General features: G+C 67.7%; 16 protein-coding genes. 6 read left to right on the plus strand and 10 right to left on the minus strand.

Annotated elements, in window-relative coordinates:
• Positions 1-7: 7 nt before the first annotated feature.
• Positions 8-433: a hypothetical protein gene (locus tag H3H36_RS13330; RefSeq protein WP_182218307.1), complete on the minus strand. Its 426-nt coding sequence runs from the start codon at positions 431-433 to the stop codon at positions 8-10.
• A 219-nt stretch (positions 434-652) separates the two neighbouring features.
• Here H3H36_RS13330 and tssK point away from each other — a divergent pair, with 219 nt between their 5' ends.
• From tssK to H3H36_RS13345, 3 genes are all read left to right on the plus strand, one after another.
• Positions 653-1,999 (plus strand): type VI secretion system baseplate subunit TssK, encoded by a 1,347-nt coding sequence (gene tssK / locus H3H36_RS13335; RefSeq protein ID WP_182218310.1) that lies wholly within the window; start codon positions 653-655, stop codon positions 1,997-1,999.
• Positions 2,000-2,120: 121 nt separating this feature from the next.
• Positions 2,121-3,332, plus strand: a complete 1,212-nt coding sequence (alaC, locus tag H3H36_RS13340) for an alanine transaminase (RefSeq protein ID WP_182218312.1) — start codon at positions 2,121-2,123, stop codon at positions 3,330-3,332.
• A gap of 213 nt (positions 3,333-3,545) precedes the next feature.
• Positions 3,546-4,082: a hypothetical protein gene (locus H3H36_RS13345; protein ID WP_182218314.1), complete on the plus strand. Its 537-nt coding sequence runs from the start codon at positions 3,546-3,548 to the stop codon at positions 4,080-4,082.
• An 18-nt stretch (positions 4,083-4,100) separates the two neighbouring features.
• On the opposite strand, the gene H3H36_RS13350 is transcribed toward H3H36_RS13345, so the two are convergent.
• Positions 4,101-5,114, minus strand: a complete 1,014-nt coding sequence (locus H3H36_RS13350) for a zinc-binding alcohol dehydrogenase family protein (RefSeq protein WP_182218316.1) — start codon at positions 5,112-5,114, stop codon at positions 4,101-4,103.
• A 102-nt stretch (positions 5,115-5,216) separates the two neighbouring features.
• Between H3H36_RS13350 and H3H36_RS13355 the strand changes: the two genes are divergently transcribed.
• Both H3H36_RS13355 and H3H36_RS13360 read left to right on the plus strand, forming a co-directional pair.
• Positions 5,217-6,125 (plus strand): LysR family transcriptional regulator, encoded by a 909-nt coding sequence (locus tag H3H36_RS13355; RefSeq protein WP_182218319.1) that lies wholly within the window; start codon positions 5,217-5,219, stop codon positions 6,123-6,125.
• An 84-nt stretch (positions 6,126-6,209) separates the two neighbouring features.
• A complete protein-coding gene (locus H3H36_RS13360) occupies positions 6,210-7,292 on the plus strand; it encodes an AI-2E family transporter (protein WP_182218320.1) in 1,083 nt (360 codons plus the stop codon).
• Positions 7,293-7,379: 87 nt separating this feature from the next.
• Here the strand turns inward: H3H36_RS13360 and H3H36_RS13365 are convergent, their stop codons facing one another.
• The 8 genes from H3H36_RS13365 to H3H36_RS13400 all read right to left on the minus strand — a co-directional run bounded on the left by H3H36_RS13365 (position 7,380) and on the right by H3H36_RS13400 (position 14,857).
• Complete coding sequence (locus tag H3H36_RS13365; RefSeq protein ID WP_182218321.1) at positions 7,380-7,604, minus strand: hypothetical protein; 225 nt, start codon at positions 7,602-7,604, stop codon at positions 7,380-7,382.
• A gap of 144 nt (positions 7,605-7,748) precedes the next feature.
• The gene (cls, locus tag H3H36_RS13370) at positions 7,749-9,113 is read right to left on the minus strand and encodes a cardiolipin synthase (protein WP_229219897.1); all 1,365 of its coding nucleotides are present in this window, start codon (positions 9,111-9,113) and stop codon (positions 7,749-7,751) included.
• 184 nt (positions 9,114-9,297) lie between these two features.
• The gene (locus H3H36_RS13375; RefSeq protein ID WP_182218323.1) at positions 9,298-10,602 is read right to left on the minus strand and encodes an acetyl-CoA hydrolase/transferase family protein; all 1,305 of its coding nucleotides are present in this window, start codon (positions 10,600-10,602) and stop codon (positions 9,298-9,300) included.
• 186 nt (positions 10,603-10,788) lie between these two features.
• Entirely contained in the window at positions 10,789-11,319 is a 531-nt protein-coding gene (locus H3H36_RS13380; protein WP_182218325.1) for a DUF3617 domain-containing protein, read from the minus strand.
• Between the two features lie 96 nt (positions 11,320-11,415).
• The gene (locus tag H3H36_RS13385; protein ID WP_182160100.1) at positions 11,416-11,562 is read right to left on the minus strand and encodes a lmo0937 family membrane protein; all 147 of its coding nucleotides are present in this window, start codon (positions 11,560-11,562) and stop codon (positions 11,416-11,418) included.
• Positions 11,563-11,718: 156 nt separating this feature from the next.
• The gene (locus H3H36_RS13390; protein ID WP_182218326.1) at positions 11,719-12,405 is read right to left on the minus strand and encodes a glycine zipper 2TM domain-containing protein; all 687 of its coding nucleotides are present in this window, start codon (positions 12,403-12,405) and stop codon (positions 11,719-11,721) included.
• 130 nt (positions 12,406-12,535) lie between these two features.
• Entirely contained in the window at positions 12,536-12,757 is a 222-nt protein-coding gene (locus H3H36_RS13395) for a YMGG-like glycine zipper-containing protein (protein ID WP_182218327.1), read from the minus strand.
• Positions 12,758-12,856: 99 nt separating this feature from the next.
• Positions 12,857-14,857: an AsmA family protein gene (locus H3H36_RS13400; RefSeq protein WP_182218328.1), complete on the minus strand. Its 2,001-nt coding sequence runs from the start codon at positions 14,855-14,857 to the stop codon at positions 12,857-12,859.
• Between the two features lie 268 nt (positions 14,858-15,125).
• On the opposite strand from H3H36_RS13400, the gene H3H36_RS13405 reads away from it, so the two are divergent.
• A complete protein-coding gene (locus H3H36_RS13405) occupies positions 15,126-15,524 on the plus strand; it encodes a DUF4398 domain-containing protein (RefSeq protein WP_182218329.1) in 399 nt (132 codons plus the stop codon).
• Positions 15,525-15,542: the final 18 nt, after the last annotated feature.

Genomic DNA, 15,542 nt, shown 5'->3' on the forward strand with positions numbered 1-15,542 from the left:
GGGCGTTTCAGTAGTCGAACTTGCCGCTGCGCCCGCCGTGCCGGAACAGCGGCTGGGCCGCCTGTTCGGCCCGTGCCGCCGCGCGCGCCTGGCGGGCTTCCTCGGCCTGCCGCGCGCGCAATTGCCGGTGTTCGTCGATGCGGCGCTGGGTGCGCAGGTTGTGCAGGCCGGTCTGGAAGTGGTTGATCTTTTGCCGCATGGCGGCCGCCCACACCAGGCCCAGCACGAGCAGGGCCAGCAGGTAGCCGGCCTGCCAGCTGCCGTAATTCTGGTCGATGATAGGGAAGATGGGGCGCGCCGCCTCCAGGCTGTCCTGGCCGTAGATGGCCAGCGGCACGGCCAGCAAGCCCAGGCCCAGCGTGGCCGCGATGTGCCAACCGCAAGCCTTCAGTTGTTGATCGAGAAACTCTTGTGTGATTGCTGCGCTATCCATGGCGTTCGGTGCGACGCCGGTCTCGGCGTGTGAAACAAGGGGCGAACGGCGCCGGAAAGTGGCCGTTACCGCAAGCATGATTATCCCATCATTTTTCCTCATGGGAAAGTGCGTTTCCATGTGGAATTATCGGGCGAGAACAGTTTCTGCGTTGCATCAACACCGCCCACGCTGGCCGCTGCATGCTGGCAGGACATGAATTTCCAGCCGGAGAGCGACATGCGCCTGCCACCCAAAGTGTTGTGGTCCGAAGGCTTGCCCCTGGGGCCGCAGCAATTGCAGCAACTGGACCGCTACCACGAAGCACGTTTGCAACGCACGGTGGCGGCCCTGCGTCCCCACCTGTGGGGTGTTTGCGCCTTGCAATGGGATAGCGACGGGTTGGCCAACAACCGGCTGACCGCCGAGACCCTGGCGCTGATCTTCCCCGATGGCGAATTGTACGAGGCGCCCGCGTCGTGCCCGCTGCCGCTGACGGTGGACCTGTCCGGCTTGCCGCTGGAGACGCAGAGCTTCACCTTTCATGCGGCGCTGTCGCGCTACCAGGACCATGGCAGCAACGTGATCAACGGCGCGGCCAATGGCGCCCGGTATGCGCCCGTCGAGCGCGACACGCCGGACCTGTATTCGGACGCCGCCAGCGTCGGCGTCAGCTACCTGCAGCCCCACGTGCGGCTGTTGTCGGACCTGGACGCGCTCACCGATTGCACCAGCGTGCCGGTGGCGCGGGTGCGGCGGCTGGCCGGCGGCGGTTTCGAGCTGGACCCGGACTACCTGCCGCCCAGCGTGACGGTGGCGGCCGCGCCGTGGCTGGCGCAGCGCGTCGACAGGCTGCTGGGCAAGCTGGGCGTGAAGATCGAGGCGCTGTACAGCCGTCACCGCCAGTCCAGCAGGAACGTGATCGAAGTGCACAGCGGCGATATCGCGTCGTTCTGGATGCTGAGCACGCTTAACACGGCCGGCGCCGGCCTCACCCATTTTGCACGCTACGGCCAGCACCATCCCGAGGCGCTGTTCGAGCGCTTGATGACGCTGGCCGGCGGCCTGTTGACGTTCTCGCAGAAATACGCGCTGGCCGACCTGCCGGCCTATGACCATGCGGACCCCGGGCCCGGCTTCGCGCGCCTCGATGCCATCATCCGCGACCTGGTCGATACCGTGATCTCGTCGCGCTACGTCGCCATCGCGCTGGCGGTGGAGGCCGACAAGCCAACCCACCACATGGGCACGCTCGATGCGGCCCGGGTCGGCCGCGACACGGCCTTGTGCCTGGCCGTGCAGGCCGACATGGCGCCGTTGGAACTGGTGGCGGCCGTGCCGCGCCTGCTCAAGGCCGGCGCGCCCGACGACGTGGAGCGCGCCATCCAGTTCGCCCTGCCCGGCGTGGAACTGACGCACATGCCGCAGGTGCCGCCGCAAGTGCCGGTGCGGCCCAACACCTACTATTTTTCGATCGAAGGCAAGGGCCCGCTGTACGAGAACATGCTCAAGGCCGAAGCGATCGCCGTCTACGCGCCCATCAACATCAAGTCGCTCAAGCTGGAGCTGTTCGCCATCGCCACCTAGCGCGTGCGACGCCATGCGCGCTGGGACTTGTCAGCGCGCATTTGTTTCGGCTAGTATGGTTGCCGGCACAGCATCGTGCCAACGTCGCTCGGACGGTTCCGGGCGCTTACGTAAAGACAATATGACTACCACTCCTCCAGTGCGCAATTTCGCGCGCATCGACCGCCTGCCGCCCTACGTTTTCAACGTCACCGCCGAACTGAAGCTGGCCGCCCGCCGGCGCGGCGAAGACATCATCGACATGTCGATGGGTAATCCGGACGGCGCCACGCCACCCCACATCGTCAACAAGCTGGTCGAAACCGCGCAGCGGCCCGACACGCATGGCTATTCCGCGTCCAAGGGCATACCGCGGCTGCGGCGCGCCATCACCAAGTGGTACAAGACGCGCTACGACGTGGACTTCGATCCCGATTCGGAAGCGATCGTCACCATCGGTTCCAAGGAAGGCCTGGCGCACCTGATGCTGGCCACGCTGGACCGGGGCGACACGGTGCTGGTGCCCAATCCCAGCTACCCGATCCACATCTGGGGCGCCGTGATCGCGGGCGCCAATATCCGTTCCGTGCGCATGACGCCGGGCGTGGACTTTTTCGACGAGCTGGAACGGGCCGTGCGCGAGAGCTATCCCAAGCCCAAGATGATGGTGCTGGGCTTCCCGTCCAACCCCACGGCCCAGTGTGTGGAACTGGAATTTTTCGAGCGCGTGGTGGCGCTGGCGCGCCAGCACAACATCCTCGTCGTGCATGACCTGGCCTACGCCGACATCGCCTTCGATGGCTGGAAGGCGCCGTCCATCATGCAGGTGCCCGGCGCGCGTGACGTGGCGGTGGAATTTTTCACCATGTCCAAGAGCTACAACATGGCCGGCTGGCGCATCGGCTTCATGGTGGGTAACAAGGAACTGGTGGCGGCGCTGGCGCGCATCAAGAGCTACCACGATTACGGCAGCTTCACGCCGGTGCAGGTGGCCGCCATCGCCGCGCTCGAAGGCGACCAGCATTGCGTGAGCGAGATCGTGGCCCAGTACCAGCGCCGGCGCGACGTGTTGCACAAGGGTTTGAACGAGGCTGGCTGGCCGGTCGACAAGCCGAAGGCGTCCATGTACATCTGGGCCCGCATTCCGGAAGCGTATCGCCACCTGGGCTCGCTGGAATTTTCCAAGCTGCTGCTGGCTGAGGCCAAGGTGTGCGTGTCGCCCGGCATCGGTTTTGGCGAGTATGGCGACGATTATGTGCGCTTCGCGTTGATCGAGAACGAAGCCCGTATCCGCCAGGGCTTGCGCGGCATTAAGGCCATGTTGCGCAAGGGCGAGGGCGCGGGCGCGAAGTAAGCGCCTCGCGGGCTGCAAGGCGGGGAGGGCGTCGCTGGCCGTCTCTCCGCCTGCCAGCCGGGGCCGCCGCTTGTGGCCATATGCGCACTGCGCTTTCCGCTCGCGGTGCGATCTCTTAAGGTGCGTCAAATGCCGTGCGCGTCGCGCAGCGGCACCGTGCCCGCATTTGCTACTGTGGCGTGGATCCACTGCCGCCCGCCGGAGCCACGCACCATGTCCAACGTGCCCATCCGCATTTCCCTGGAACGCTTGCTGGCCAGTGTGCGCTGGCTGGAACAGCGCGCGCGCGCCATCGGCCTGCCGCCCGCGCTGGCGTGCTTGCCCATGCGCTGGCTGTGCTGGTATTACTGCCGCATGCTGCGCAGGAAGATCGTGCGCATGCACCACATCTCGGGCAAGTTTCGCCGCTGGCTGGCGGTGGTGCGCAAGATGGCGTCCGACGCCAGGACCCGGCTGGAAATGCTGGACCTCGACAAGGGCTTGACGGACGCCGTGGAATCGACGAGCAAGTCCTTGCTGGAATTGCGCGACTGCTGCCTGGAGATCGACACCATGTTCGCGCAACTGGGGTATGTGTCGGCCCGTTTGCGGCGGCGGCAGCAGGAACTGCTGCAAGCGATCGCCGACGCGTGCGCGCTGGCCGGCGTGCTGCAGGCCGAGCTGAGCGCGCATGACGATGCCGTGCTGGCGCGGCTGCGCGCGCTGCGCGCGCAGGAACTGGCGGCCTGCGGCCCCGGCCCCGGCGGCTAGCGCGGGCCGCTGTTTTGGTCAGAACCCTTCCAGCACGATCTTGCCCATGGCGCGGTTGCTTTCGATCAGGGCGTGGGCGCGCTTCAGGTTGGCCGCGTTGATCTTGCCGTAGCGCTCGGACAGCGTGGACTTGATCAGGCCCGTGTCCACCAGTTGCGCCACGTCGTTCAGCAGCTGGTGCTGTTGCTGCATGTCGGGCGTGCCGAACATGGAGCGCGTGAACATGAATTCCCAGTGCAGCGACACGCTCTTGCGCTTGAGCAGGCGCACGTCGATGGCGGCCGGGTCGTCGATCAGCGCCACCTTGCCTTGCGGCGCCACCAGTGCGGCGATGGCGTTCCAGTGCTGTTCCGTCTGGTTCAAGCTGGCCACATAGGTCACGGGCGGCAAGCCCAGGCGCGCCAGTTCCTGGTCCAGCGGCTGGCTGTGATCGAGCACGTGGTGGGCGCCCAGCGCGCGCACCCATTGCGCCGTTTCCGGACGCGACGTGGTGCCGATCACGGTCAGCCCCGTCAACTGGCGCGCCAGTTGCACGAGGATGGAACCGACGCCGCCGGCCGCACCCACCACCAGCAGCGACTGGCCGGCCGCGCCGGCGCCGCGTGGCACGGCCAGCCGGTCGAACAGCAATTCCCAGGCCGTGATGGCCGTCAGCGGCAGCGCGGCCGCCTCGGCGAAATCGAGCCGTTCGGGCTTGCGGCCGACGATGCGCTCGTCCACCAGATGCAGTTCGCTGTTGGTGCCGGGGCGGGTCAGCGAACCGGCGTACCAGACGGCGTCGCCAGGACGGAACAGGGTGACGTCCGGGCCGACGGCCTTGACGATGCCGGCCGCATCCCAGCCGATCACCTTGTCTTCACCGGCCGCCGGCGCGACGCCGGCGCGGATCTTCACATCGACCGGATTGACGGAAATGGCGCGCACCTCGACCAGCAAGTCGCGCCCCAGCGCCTGGGGCGCGGGCAGGTCGACGTCGAGCAGGGCGTCGTCGTCGGTGATGGGCAGGTTGTGGCGGTAGGCGATGGCTTTCATGGAAATACTCCGGTTGACTTGAGGAATGGGCGTATCATCATTTATTTGATCTTGCAGAAAAAGCAGGGCTATGCCGAAACACTTTCAAAGGAATGATGAAAATTGCTGCGTCTGGATGATTTGACGGTATTCGTGCGCACGGCCGAGCACGGCAGCCTGTCGGCCGCCGCCCGTGAACTGGAGATTTCGCCGGCCCTGGCCAGCGCCGGTGTCAAGCGGCTGGAACTGGCGCTGGGGCTGCGCCTGTTCGCCCGCACCACCCGTTCCCTGCGGCTGACGGAGCAGGGCGAGCACTACCTCGCGCACGCGCGCGAGGCGCTGCGCCTGCTCAAGGAAGGCCATGAAGCGTTGATCCAGGGCCGGGACGATGTCGCCGGGACGCTGAAAATCGCGCTGCCGTCGGACATCGGCCGCAATATCGTGCTGGGCTGGCTCGATACGTTCCAGCAGCAATATCCGCGCATCGTGCTGCAGCTGAGCGTGGGCGATCGGGTCTCCGACCTGTACCGCCAGCCGGTGGACCTGGCGATACGCTATGGCCAGCTGGACGATTCGAGCCTGGTGGCGCTGCCGCTGGCGCCGCACAACCGGCGCGTGCTGATCGCCGCGCCCGACTACCTGCGCCGCCATGGCCGGCCGGCCACGCCAGCGGCGCTGCGCGAGCACAACTGCCTGCGCTTTGCCATCGATGGCGTGATCCATGACCGCTGGACCTTCCACGGCCCGCATGGCGCCGCGCCGGTGACCGTGGTGGTGGGCGGCGACCGCAGCGCCGACGACGCGGACGTGGTACGGCGCTGGGCGGTGGCGGGCATGGGCATCGCCTGCAAGTCGCAGCTGGACGTGATCGCCGATATCCGCAGCGGCCGGCTGGAACCATTGCTGCCGGAATTCGCCTGCGAGGCGGCGCCGCTGACCATGGTGTGCATGCACCGCAGCCAGGTGACGCCGGCCGTGCTGCATTTGCGCGACTTCCTGCGGGAGCAGTGCGAGCGGCTGCTGGCAGGTTGAAGCGAGGAAAAAATTTGTCGCCGCGTGCTTGCGCCGGGCGCAAATGCCCTTACCATTCGTTCAATCTTATCCGGAGACGCATCCATGACCGATTCCCAGCGCGACCTCTTGAGTGCCGGCTTTTCCCTGACCCTGATCGGCCTGGCCGCTTTCGTGCTGCAGCGCTTTTTCCTGCCGCTGGTGTGGGCCGGCATCCTGTGCGTGGCCACCTGGCCCTTGTACCGGCGCTTGTTGGCGCGGCTGGGCAATCGCACCATCCTGTCGGCGGCGCTGTTGACGCTGGCGTGCGCCGGCGTGTTCGTGCTGCCCGTGCTGCTGGCGCTGACCCAGGCCGCGCGCCAGGCGCCGCAGCTGGCCGCCTTTATCGCGGGCGCCAATACGGATGGCATCGCCGTGCCGGTGTTCCTGCATGGCTTGCCGCTCGTCGGCGAAGCCATCGCCGACTGGTGGCTGGCCACGCTGAGCCAGCCGCATGGACTGGCCCACCTGTTGTCCGGCAGTGGCTTGGGCAGCTTCCACACGGCTGGCGACATGCTCAAGAGCATGGGCGCGGGCTTTTTCCACCGCCTCGTCGATTTTGGCCTGGCGTTGCTGTGCCTGTTCTTTTTCTACAAGGATGGCATGGCGTTGACGCGCCAGATCACGGCCATCGGCAGCCACTGCTTCAGCGAGCAGCGCTGGGCCCGCTACGCGGCCAAGATACCGACCGCCATTCGTGCCACCGTCAATGGCCTGGTGCTGGTGGGCCTGGCCGAGGGCGTGCTGATCGGCGTTGGCTACGCGCTGGCCGGCCTGGCCTCGCCGGCGCTGTGGGCGGCCGTGACGGGCATCCTGGCCATCATTCCGTTTGGCGCGCCGCTGGCCTTCGTCAGCGCAGCCGTCGTGCTGGCCGTGCAGGGCAGTGTGCCGGCCGCCATCGGCGTGGCCGCGTGGGGCGGCGTGGTGCTGTTCGTGGCCGACCATTTTGTGCGTCCCGGCATGATAGGCAATGCGACGCGGCTGCCATTCCTGGCCGTGCTGTTCGGTATCCTGGGCGGCGTGGAAACAATGGGCCTGGTTGGCCTGTTCATCGGTCCGGTCGTCATGGTGCTGTTCGTGACCCTGTGGTACGAGGCGGACGTGTTCGAAAGCCGCGGGGCGGCCGCCAAACCCGATCACAGCGTTTGAGCACGCAAGCGAGCACAGAGGGGAACCCGGCAGTGAGCGCGGAGCCGTTCGCGGTCAGCGCGAACGGCTCCCCGGCCCCGGCATGCATCAGTGCGCTTTCGACAGGATCAGCAGCCAGCGGCGCAGCAGCAGCACTTCCAGGTGGCCTGCTTCGACTCCCGTGTCGAGCTCGATCACGGGGTTGACGGCGTAGTAGCGCTTGCGGAAGTCACGGCACACCAGCATTTCGCGCTTGCCCATGCGGAGCAGGAACGACATCGGTGCGTATTGCAGACCAAAACGGGAACCAAACGTGCTATTCAGTGTTGTCATGACAATTCCTTGGAAGGGAGATGTGTTGAACGAGTCATCAGAATAGCACAACTACTGTATGAATCCACAGGTACTGTACAAATATTCAGTAAAGTGCCAAAACTGTGGTTTTTTCGCCAACGCGCCGTTCTCTGCTGTCTGTGCTCACAACCAGTAGGCCATGATGCGCGCCAGCCACTCGCGCAGGCGCTCGCCGAGCGGGCGCGCGCGCCAGGCCTGGGGCGTGATCTCGATCGAGTCGCGCAAGTCCTCGCGGAACGCGCTCTCCATTTCCGCGCCGAAGCTGTCGCCCAGCACCACCACGTTCAGTTCGCTGTTGTGCAGGAAGCTGCGGGTGTCGATATTGGTCGAGCCCACAGTGGACCAGTTGCCGTCGATGACGGCCGTCTTGGCGTGCAGCATGGCTAGCTTCATGGCGTGCAGGTGGACGCCGGCGGCGAGCAAGTCATCGTAGCTGGACCGGCCCGCGTAGAACACCAGCCCCAGGTCCGATTTGCCGGGCACCACGATGCGCACGTCCACCCCGCGCCGGGCCGCCGCCGTCAGCGCGGCCACGGTCTGCGGGTCCGGCACGAAATAGGCGGAGGTCAGGTGGATGCTGCGGCGCGCCTGCTGGATCGCCAGGCTGTAGGCCTTGTAGATTTCGAACTGGCCGCCGGGGTCGCTGGCCAGCACACGCACGATCTTGTCGCCGGCCCGCGCCGGCGGCGGGAAGTAATGGGCATCGGGCAGGTCGGCCGCGTCCTGGCCGGCCCAGGTGCGCAGGAACACCCACTGGAAGGCGGCCACGGCCGGGCCTTCGATCATCACTTCCGTATCGCGCCAGCCCAGTTGCCCGGCGCTGGCCGGCGGGTTGTGCGAGCGGAACAGCGAGCTGCGCGCATAGGTGCCGCTGATGTTCAGGCCCCCCGTGAACGCCACCTTGCCATCGACGATCAGCAACTTGCGGTGGTCGCGGTGGTTGATGCGCCAGTCGTCGCCGCGCAGCCGCGCCGGGTTGACGGGATTGAACGCCACCAGGTGAATGCCGGCCGCGCGCATGCGCTCGAAGAACGCCTGCGGCACGTCCAGCGTGCCCACGCTGTCGTACAGGATGTTGACGGTGATGCCGTGGCGCTGGCGCTCGATCAGCTGGTCGGCGAACTGGCGGCCCAGCGCGTCCTGGTCGAAGATGTAGGTTTCGAGGTTGATGTGGTCGGTGGCGGCGGCGATCGCGGCCGACATGGCGGCCATGGTCTGCGGGCCGTCGTACAGCAGCGTGCACTTGTTGCCGGCGATCAGGGGGACGCCGGTGGCCACTTCTTCCAGCGCGGCGGCGGTGCGCATGTCCAGCGTGTTGTTGGGCCAGCGCTTGCGCAGCAAGGTCAGCGTGCGTTCGTCGCTGAGCGGGCCGTGGGCGCCGCTGACGCTGGGCGTGGCGGCCGGCGACAGCGTGCTGCCCAATTGCTGGACGTCGGGCAAGGTCGCGCAACTGCCCACGGTCGTGCACAGCAGTACGAGCGCCAGCAAGCGCACGCCTCCCTGCCACGTGCATTGCGTGGCGCGCGCGCCGCGCGGGGCGGCGAGGCAGGGGAGAAGGGCGCGCATGCGGGGAAGCGGCCGGGCCGCACAGGTGAAAACATCAGCTTAGCGTGTTTGCCCTGCGGCTTCCGTGCGCTGGCGTACATGGCCGCCCGCGCGCTCCCGCACCGGGTCAGCCGAGCTGCATCTTGCCGGCGGCGGCCCGCAGCTCGGCGCGGAAGTCCGGGTGGGCGATGGCGATCAAGGCCTCGGCGCGCTGCCTGGCGGACTTGCCGCGCAGTTGCGCCACGCCGTACTCGGTGACCACGTAATTCACGTCGTTCTTGCTGGTGGTGACGTGGGTGCCGGCCGTGAGCGTGGGCATGATGCGCGAGATGGTGCCATCCTTGGCCGTCGATGGCAGCACGATGAAGGACTTGCCGCCGCGCGAGCGGTTGGCGGCGCGCACGAAGTCGGCCTGGCCGCCCGTGCCCGAGTAGGGCATATGGCCCATGCTCTCGGAACCGCACTGGCCCAGGAAATCGACCTGCAGGCTGGCGTTAATGCTGATCAGCTTGTCGTTCTGGCCGGCGATGTAGGGATCGTTGGTGAAATTGACCGGATGCATCTCCAACATGGCGTTGTGGTGCATGAAGTCGTACAGGCGCTTGGAGCCGAGCGCGAAGGTGGCCACCATCTTGCCCGGCAAGAAGGTCTTGCGGCGGTTGGTGACGGCGCCCGCTTCCACCAGCGTCATGATGCCGTCGCCGATCATTTCCGTGTGGATGCCCAGGTCGTTCTTGTTGGTCAGTTGCATCACGACGGCGTCCGGAATGCCGCCGTAGCCGATCTGCAGCGTGGAGCCGTCATCGATCATGTCGGCCACGTATTTGCCGATCGCTTCCTGCACCGGCCCGATCTTGGGCAAGCCCACTTCCATCACGGGCTCGCTGCTTTCCACCACGGCCGCCACTTGCGACACGTGCACGTGGCACTGGCCATGGGCGAATGGCACGTTGGGATTGACCTCCAGCATGATGACGCGGGCCTTGGCCACGGCCGCCATCGTGTAGTCGGCGCCCAGGCTGAGCGAGAAGAAACCGTGCTCGTCCATGGGTGAGGCCATGGCGAACACCACGTCGGCGGCGATCTGGCCCCGTTCGATCAGGCTGGGCAACTCGGAGAAATAGGCGGGCACGAAATCGGCCCAGCCGGCCTGGCCGGCCGCGCGCGAGGCGCCGCCGAAGAACAGGGCCACGTGGCGTACGTGCTCGACCGTCTCGGGATCGAAGTAGGCATATTTGCGCATGGCCAGGATTTGCGCCACCTTGACGTCGCGGAACTGGCGGCGCCGCTTGGACAGGGCCGTGAGCAGGGTGGGCGGCTCCCCGACACCGGACGGGACGATGATGGTGTCACCGTCGCGCAGCAGGCGCAGGGCGTCGCCGGCGGTGCCGCGCTTGCTGTCGTAGAGGGCTTGTGCGGATGGGCGTTGCATGGTTCGTCGGCCTTTCTTTATAGTTGTCTCGTGTAATTTTTTTTGCACTATAAACCAGCAAGCCGAGCGTGCAATGGCCGCGAAAATTAATTTCTGTTTTTGTTGCCGGACGCGTCACAACCCAGCCTTCCGTCAGGGGGCTGTAAGGCGGATCGGGTCTGATACAGGGTGGCGCCGTGGCCGTGGTCAGGGCTGCGGCTGCGCGCAGGCGGGGGCCAGCCAGCGTCCCGTGGTGTCCACCGCCATCTGTTCCGGCGCGCCGCGCGCGCTGGTGGTCACGTTCATGTGCATGGTGAATGCCGTGTCGCCTTGAAAGCGCACCTGTCCCTGGCCGCTCGAGGGCGGGTTGGCGCAGCTGAAGGTGACGTTCATGCCACCGCTCACTTGCTGCGTATGGCTGCTGCATTGCCCTTGCTGGCCGGTGGGCAGTTCATGGCGGGCCGCCATCTCGGGCGTGATGCAGGCGCGCATGGCCACCCCGCCGTCGCCCGACAGGCGCGGCATGGTGGCGCCATTCTGGGCCATCATCTGCTCCATTTGCTGGCGCTGGGCGGGCGGCAGGTTGTTTAGCTGTTGCAGCGCCGCCGACATGGCCTGGTCCACTTCCGGATTGGCGCTCTTCATTTTGCTGCTGAGTTCCCACTGGCCGGGGCGGATGGTTTGCGCGCCCGCGTGGGCGGCAGCGAGGACCAGCAGGATGGCGGGCAGGCGGGACATGGCGGCTCCAGTGGGTGACGGAACTGGCAGCATATACCCAACGGGGCGGCGAGGCGAGCGGCGCGCAAGGTCATCGTTGCGCGCCTGGAGGAAGGATCAGACACCCCGTCCGCTGATCAGGCGCAGCAGCACCATGACGATGGCGACCACCAGCAGGATGTGGATGAAGCCGCCGATGGTGTAGGAACTGACGACGCCCAGCAGCCAGAGGACGAGCAGGATGACGGCAATGGTATAGAGCATGATGGAGTCCTTCGCGTTGGGTGAGCGCCCGGCGCAAGCCGGCGCGCTGGATGGCGCGGCCCTGTCGCCGGCCGTGCCCTGTATGACTAGGATTCTCCCCTTGGCACCGCACGTGGTCTGTACGGTGCCGTACACGCGCGCGGGCGCGTCAGCCCGTCAGCGTTCCGCGCGCAGCGTGCCGTTGACAATGCGCACCGGCTCGCCGGCGCGCCAGTTGCCGGCCGATGCCAGGTGCACGTTGCGGGTGCGGCCATCGTCCATGCGCACCACGACGTTGTAGCTGCTGGTGGACTTCATGTTGCCTTCGATCTGGTTGCCCGCCACCGCGCCGCCGACGGCGCCGGCGATGGTGGCCAGCTGGCGGCCATGGCCGCCGCCCACCTGGTTGCCCAGCAGGCCGCCCAGCACGGCGCCGCCGGCCGCGCCCAGGCCGCTGCCCTGGCCGCGCGTGTGCACTTCGTGGATGGCGGCGATCACGCCGCAGTTGCGGCAGTGCGGCGCCGGCGCGGCGGCCGACGTTGGCGCAGAGGCGGCGGGCGGGGCGGCTGGCGGCGCAGCGGGCGCCGGCGGCTGGGTCGCCGCCAGCGTCACCGGCTGGGCCGCTGACTGGGCCAGCATGGGATCGGTGCTGGGCTGGGCCAGAGGGGCAGGCGCCCCCGGCGGCGGGACGGCCGGCGCGGGGTGCTGGATGGCCGGCACGGGCTGGTAGCCGCTGCCCGAGGACGACGGCAGCCAGCCCAGGATGGCGGCCGTGCCGACACTGCAGAACAGCACGACGGCCACGGCGGCGACGATAAGAATGGGATGGGTGACCTGCCGGGCCGAGGCTTCGTGTATGTGCATGACGCTTCCTGGGTGGATGGGTGGCGGCTTGCATGCCGCTATCAGAATGCAGCGATTTTCCTCCGTTGCCAGTCCCGCTTCTGTGCGTCAGCGTACATACGGGGCGCAAATCGTGGCGTGCGGCCGGCCCTTAATGTCGCTTGTCGATCTGGTTGCCGATCACGCCGCCGACGGCGGCCCCGCCCACCGTGCCGACCGAGCTGCCATTGGTCAGGACCGAGCCGGCCACGGCGCCCACGCCGGCCCCCACGGCCGTGTTGCGGTCGCGCGTGGACATGCCCGAGCAGGCGCCCAGGCCCACCGTGCCGATCAGCATCGCCGTGGTGGCGATCAGTTTCACTGTGCTAGCCATGATGTTCTCCTTGCAGCGGGCGGGCGCCCGCCTGTGATGATGGTTGCAGGCTACGGCGGATCGGGCCGGCAGTCGGTACGCCAGCACACATAGGGGCAGTCAGTGGCGCGCTTGCGCCAGCAGCGGCGCGCAGCCGCTGACGGCCGTGCCGCCGGGGCCGGCGTTGACCAGCGGCAGGATGGCGGCCACCGGCGCCACGATCGCCAGCGCCAGCGCGCCGCCGGCGCGCAGCGCCAGCACGCCCTTGTCCACGCTCACGTCGGGTTGCTTGAAGGTGCCGCGCACGTAGATGGGGGCGCGCAGCGAGAACACGCGCAAGCCCTTGCTGTCGGGCTTGAGCGTCAAGTCCAGCTTTTCCTGCGCCAGGCTGATGGTGCCGCTGACGTTGACGGTGGCGTCCTCGGTGTCGACCACGAACTGGCGCGTATGCATCAGGCCGTTGCTGACGCCAAAGTCCGTCAGCATGCAGTTGAGCCTGACCTGCTTGTCGCCAAACAGCTTGGCCAGCACCACGTTGCCGATGTTTAGCCCCATCTCCTCCAGCAACAGCTTGCTCACGCTGCCCTGGTTGATCACGGTGCGCAGCTCGCCATTGGAGGTGGCCAGCAGGCTGGCCACGGAGTTGCCGGTGGCGGACAGGCTGGCGTCGCCGTTCAGCTCGCCCATGCTGGTACCCTTGACAGCCAGCGCCGGGAACAACTGCTGGAGCTGGAGATGGCGGGCGCTGGCCTTGAGCGTGCCTTGCAGCGCGTGCGGCGTGCGCTGGCCGCTGCCGTCGAGCCGGATGTCGGAACTGAGTTTGCCGCCGGCCACGTCGAACGTCAGCGGCGCCAGCGTCAGCACGCCGTCGCGCAGGCGCAACGCCGTGTCGAGGTTGTGGATGGGCAGCTCGTGCTCGCGCACGATGCGCCGGGCCTGGAAGCGCACGTCGGCGTCGATGCTGGTCCAGCGTTCCGTCTTGAACGATTCCACCGGCAGCACCTTGTCGCCCGGCTGGACCGGCGCCACGCCGCGGGCCCGCTTGCTGGCGTTGGAGTCGGCGCCGATCAGCGGCGCCAGGTCGGAAAACTGCAGCAGGCTGGAATGGACGGCGCCCGTCAGTAGCGGCCGCTTGCCGCCGGTGCGAAACGCCAGGTCGCCGCCGATGTCGCTGGCGCCCACCTTGCCCGTGAACTGGTCGTAATGCCAGTCGCTGGCGTGCGGGCCGAGGCTGGCGCGCAAATGGCCGGCCGTGCGGAAGGCTGGCGTTTCCGGCAGCAGCACGCCGGTCAGGCCATACAGCCGCGCCATGCTGGCGCCGGCCACCTGCAGTTGCAGGTCGAGCGCGGCCAGTTCCGTGGGCTTGGTCAGGGTGCCGGTGACGCGGATGTCGGTGGCGCCCACCGTCAAGCGGGCCGTGAGCGGATAGGGTTGCAATTGCTGCTGCAGCGACAGCACGGCGCCGGCCTTGCCGTCGCCCTGCACGGGCTGGCCGTTCCACTGGCCGCGCAAGCGCCACGCGACGCCGTAGCGCGGGTCGGTGGCCAGCGTGTCGACCTCGGCGGTGGCATCGGCCCTGGTCAGCGCGTCCGTGTAGTGCACCGTGCCCTTGGAGAACACCACCTGCCGCAATTGCAGGCGCCAGGGCGACGGCTGCTCGGCTGGCCGGAAGGTCCAGTTGTCGTGGCCTTGCGCGTCGCGCCGCAGCGCCACGGCCGGCGTGTCGAAACGCAGCACGGGAATCACGATGCGGTGTGCGAGCAGCGGCAGCAGCTCCAGCGTGAACGCGAACTGGCGCACGCTGGCCATGTCGTCCGCGCCGCCGGCCGCCGGCATGGCCGCGGGGTTGCCCAGGTGGACATCGTTGGCCACCAGGTGGGGCAGGGGCAGGTAGTCGCGCCAGCTGGTGTCGGCCGCCGTGTGGCCCTGGCGTTCCCACGTCAGCCGCAGGTCGCCGCGGATGGCGAACGGGCGGCCCAGCGCCTCGCCCACGCGCGCGTCCAGCCAGGGCCGGGCGCTGTTCCAGTCCACGTTGAGCAGCACGGCCACGGCCAGCGCCGGCACGGCGAGGGCCACGGCGGCGACAGTCAGGGCGATACGGGCGGGACGGGACAGGGACATGCGCGGCTTTCATGGTTGTTGAGCGCGCGAGGATAGCGTCTTTGGCCCCGTTTGGGTATGGGGGCAGGCCAGGCAAGGCCGCTGCGGCGGGCGCGCGCTGGAGCCCACGGTGCACAGCCTACACCTGCGCGCACGGTGGCGGCGCGGCATTGGGGCGCCGGGAACTATGTGCGGCAACGTACCGAATCCGGCTCGACATGGGCCTATAAGGGTAGGTATTGTGGCCGCGCTGACGCAGGCGGCCCTCCACGTGATAAGGAGAATGAACATGCGTACTAGTGAATCGGACAAGCGGCGCTGGCCGGCGCTGGCCGGGGCAGCCTTGCTGGCCACATGCGCCGGCTGTGCCAGCCAGAAGACGCCGGCCACGGCCGACGTGGCCGCCTCGCGCGCGGCCGTGAACAGCGCGGCGATCGCGGGTGCCGGCGAACTGGCGCCCGACGAGATGCAGGCCGCGCGCGACAAGCTGCAGCGCGCCAACCAGGCGCTGGCGGCCAAGGATTACCGCACGGCCGAGAACCTGGCCGTGCAAGCCCAGGCGGATGCCAACCTGGCGCAAAGCAAGGCCAGCGCCGGCAAGGCCAGCACGGCCGCCGCCCAGCTGCAGGACAGCATCCGTGCGCTGCGCGATGAAATCGAGCGCAACCGCAGCACCCAACAGCAGTAACAGTGACAGTGATGCAGG

The organism is Rugamonas fusca (assembly GCF_014042365.1).
GTDB classification, from domain to species: Bacteria; Pseudomonadota; Gammaproteobacteria; order Burkholderiales; family Burkholderiaceae_D; genus Rugamonas; species Rugamonas fusca.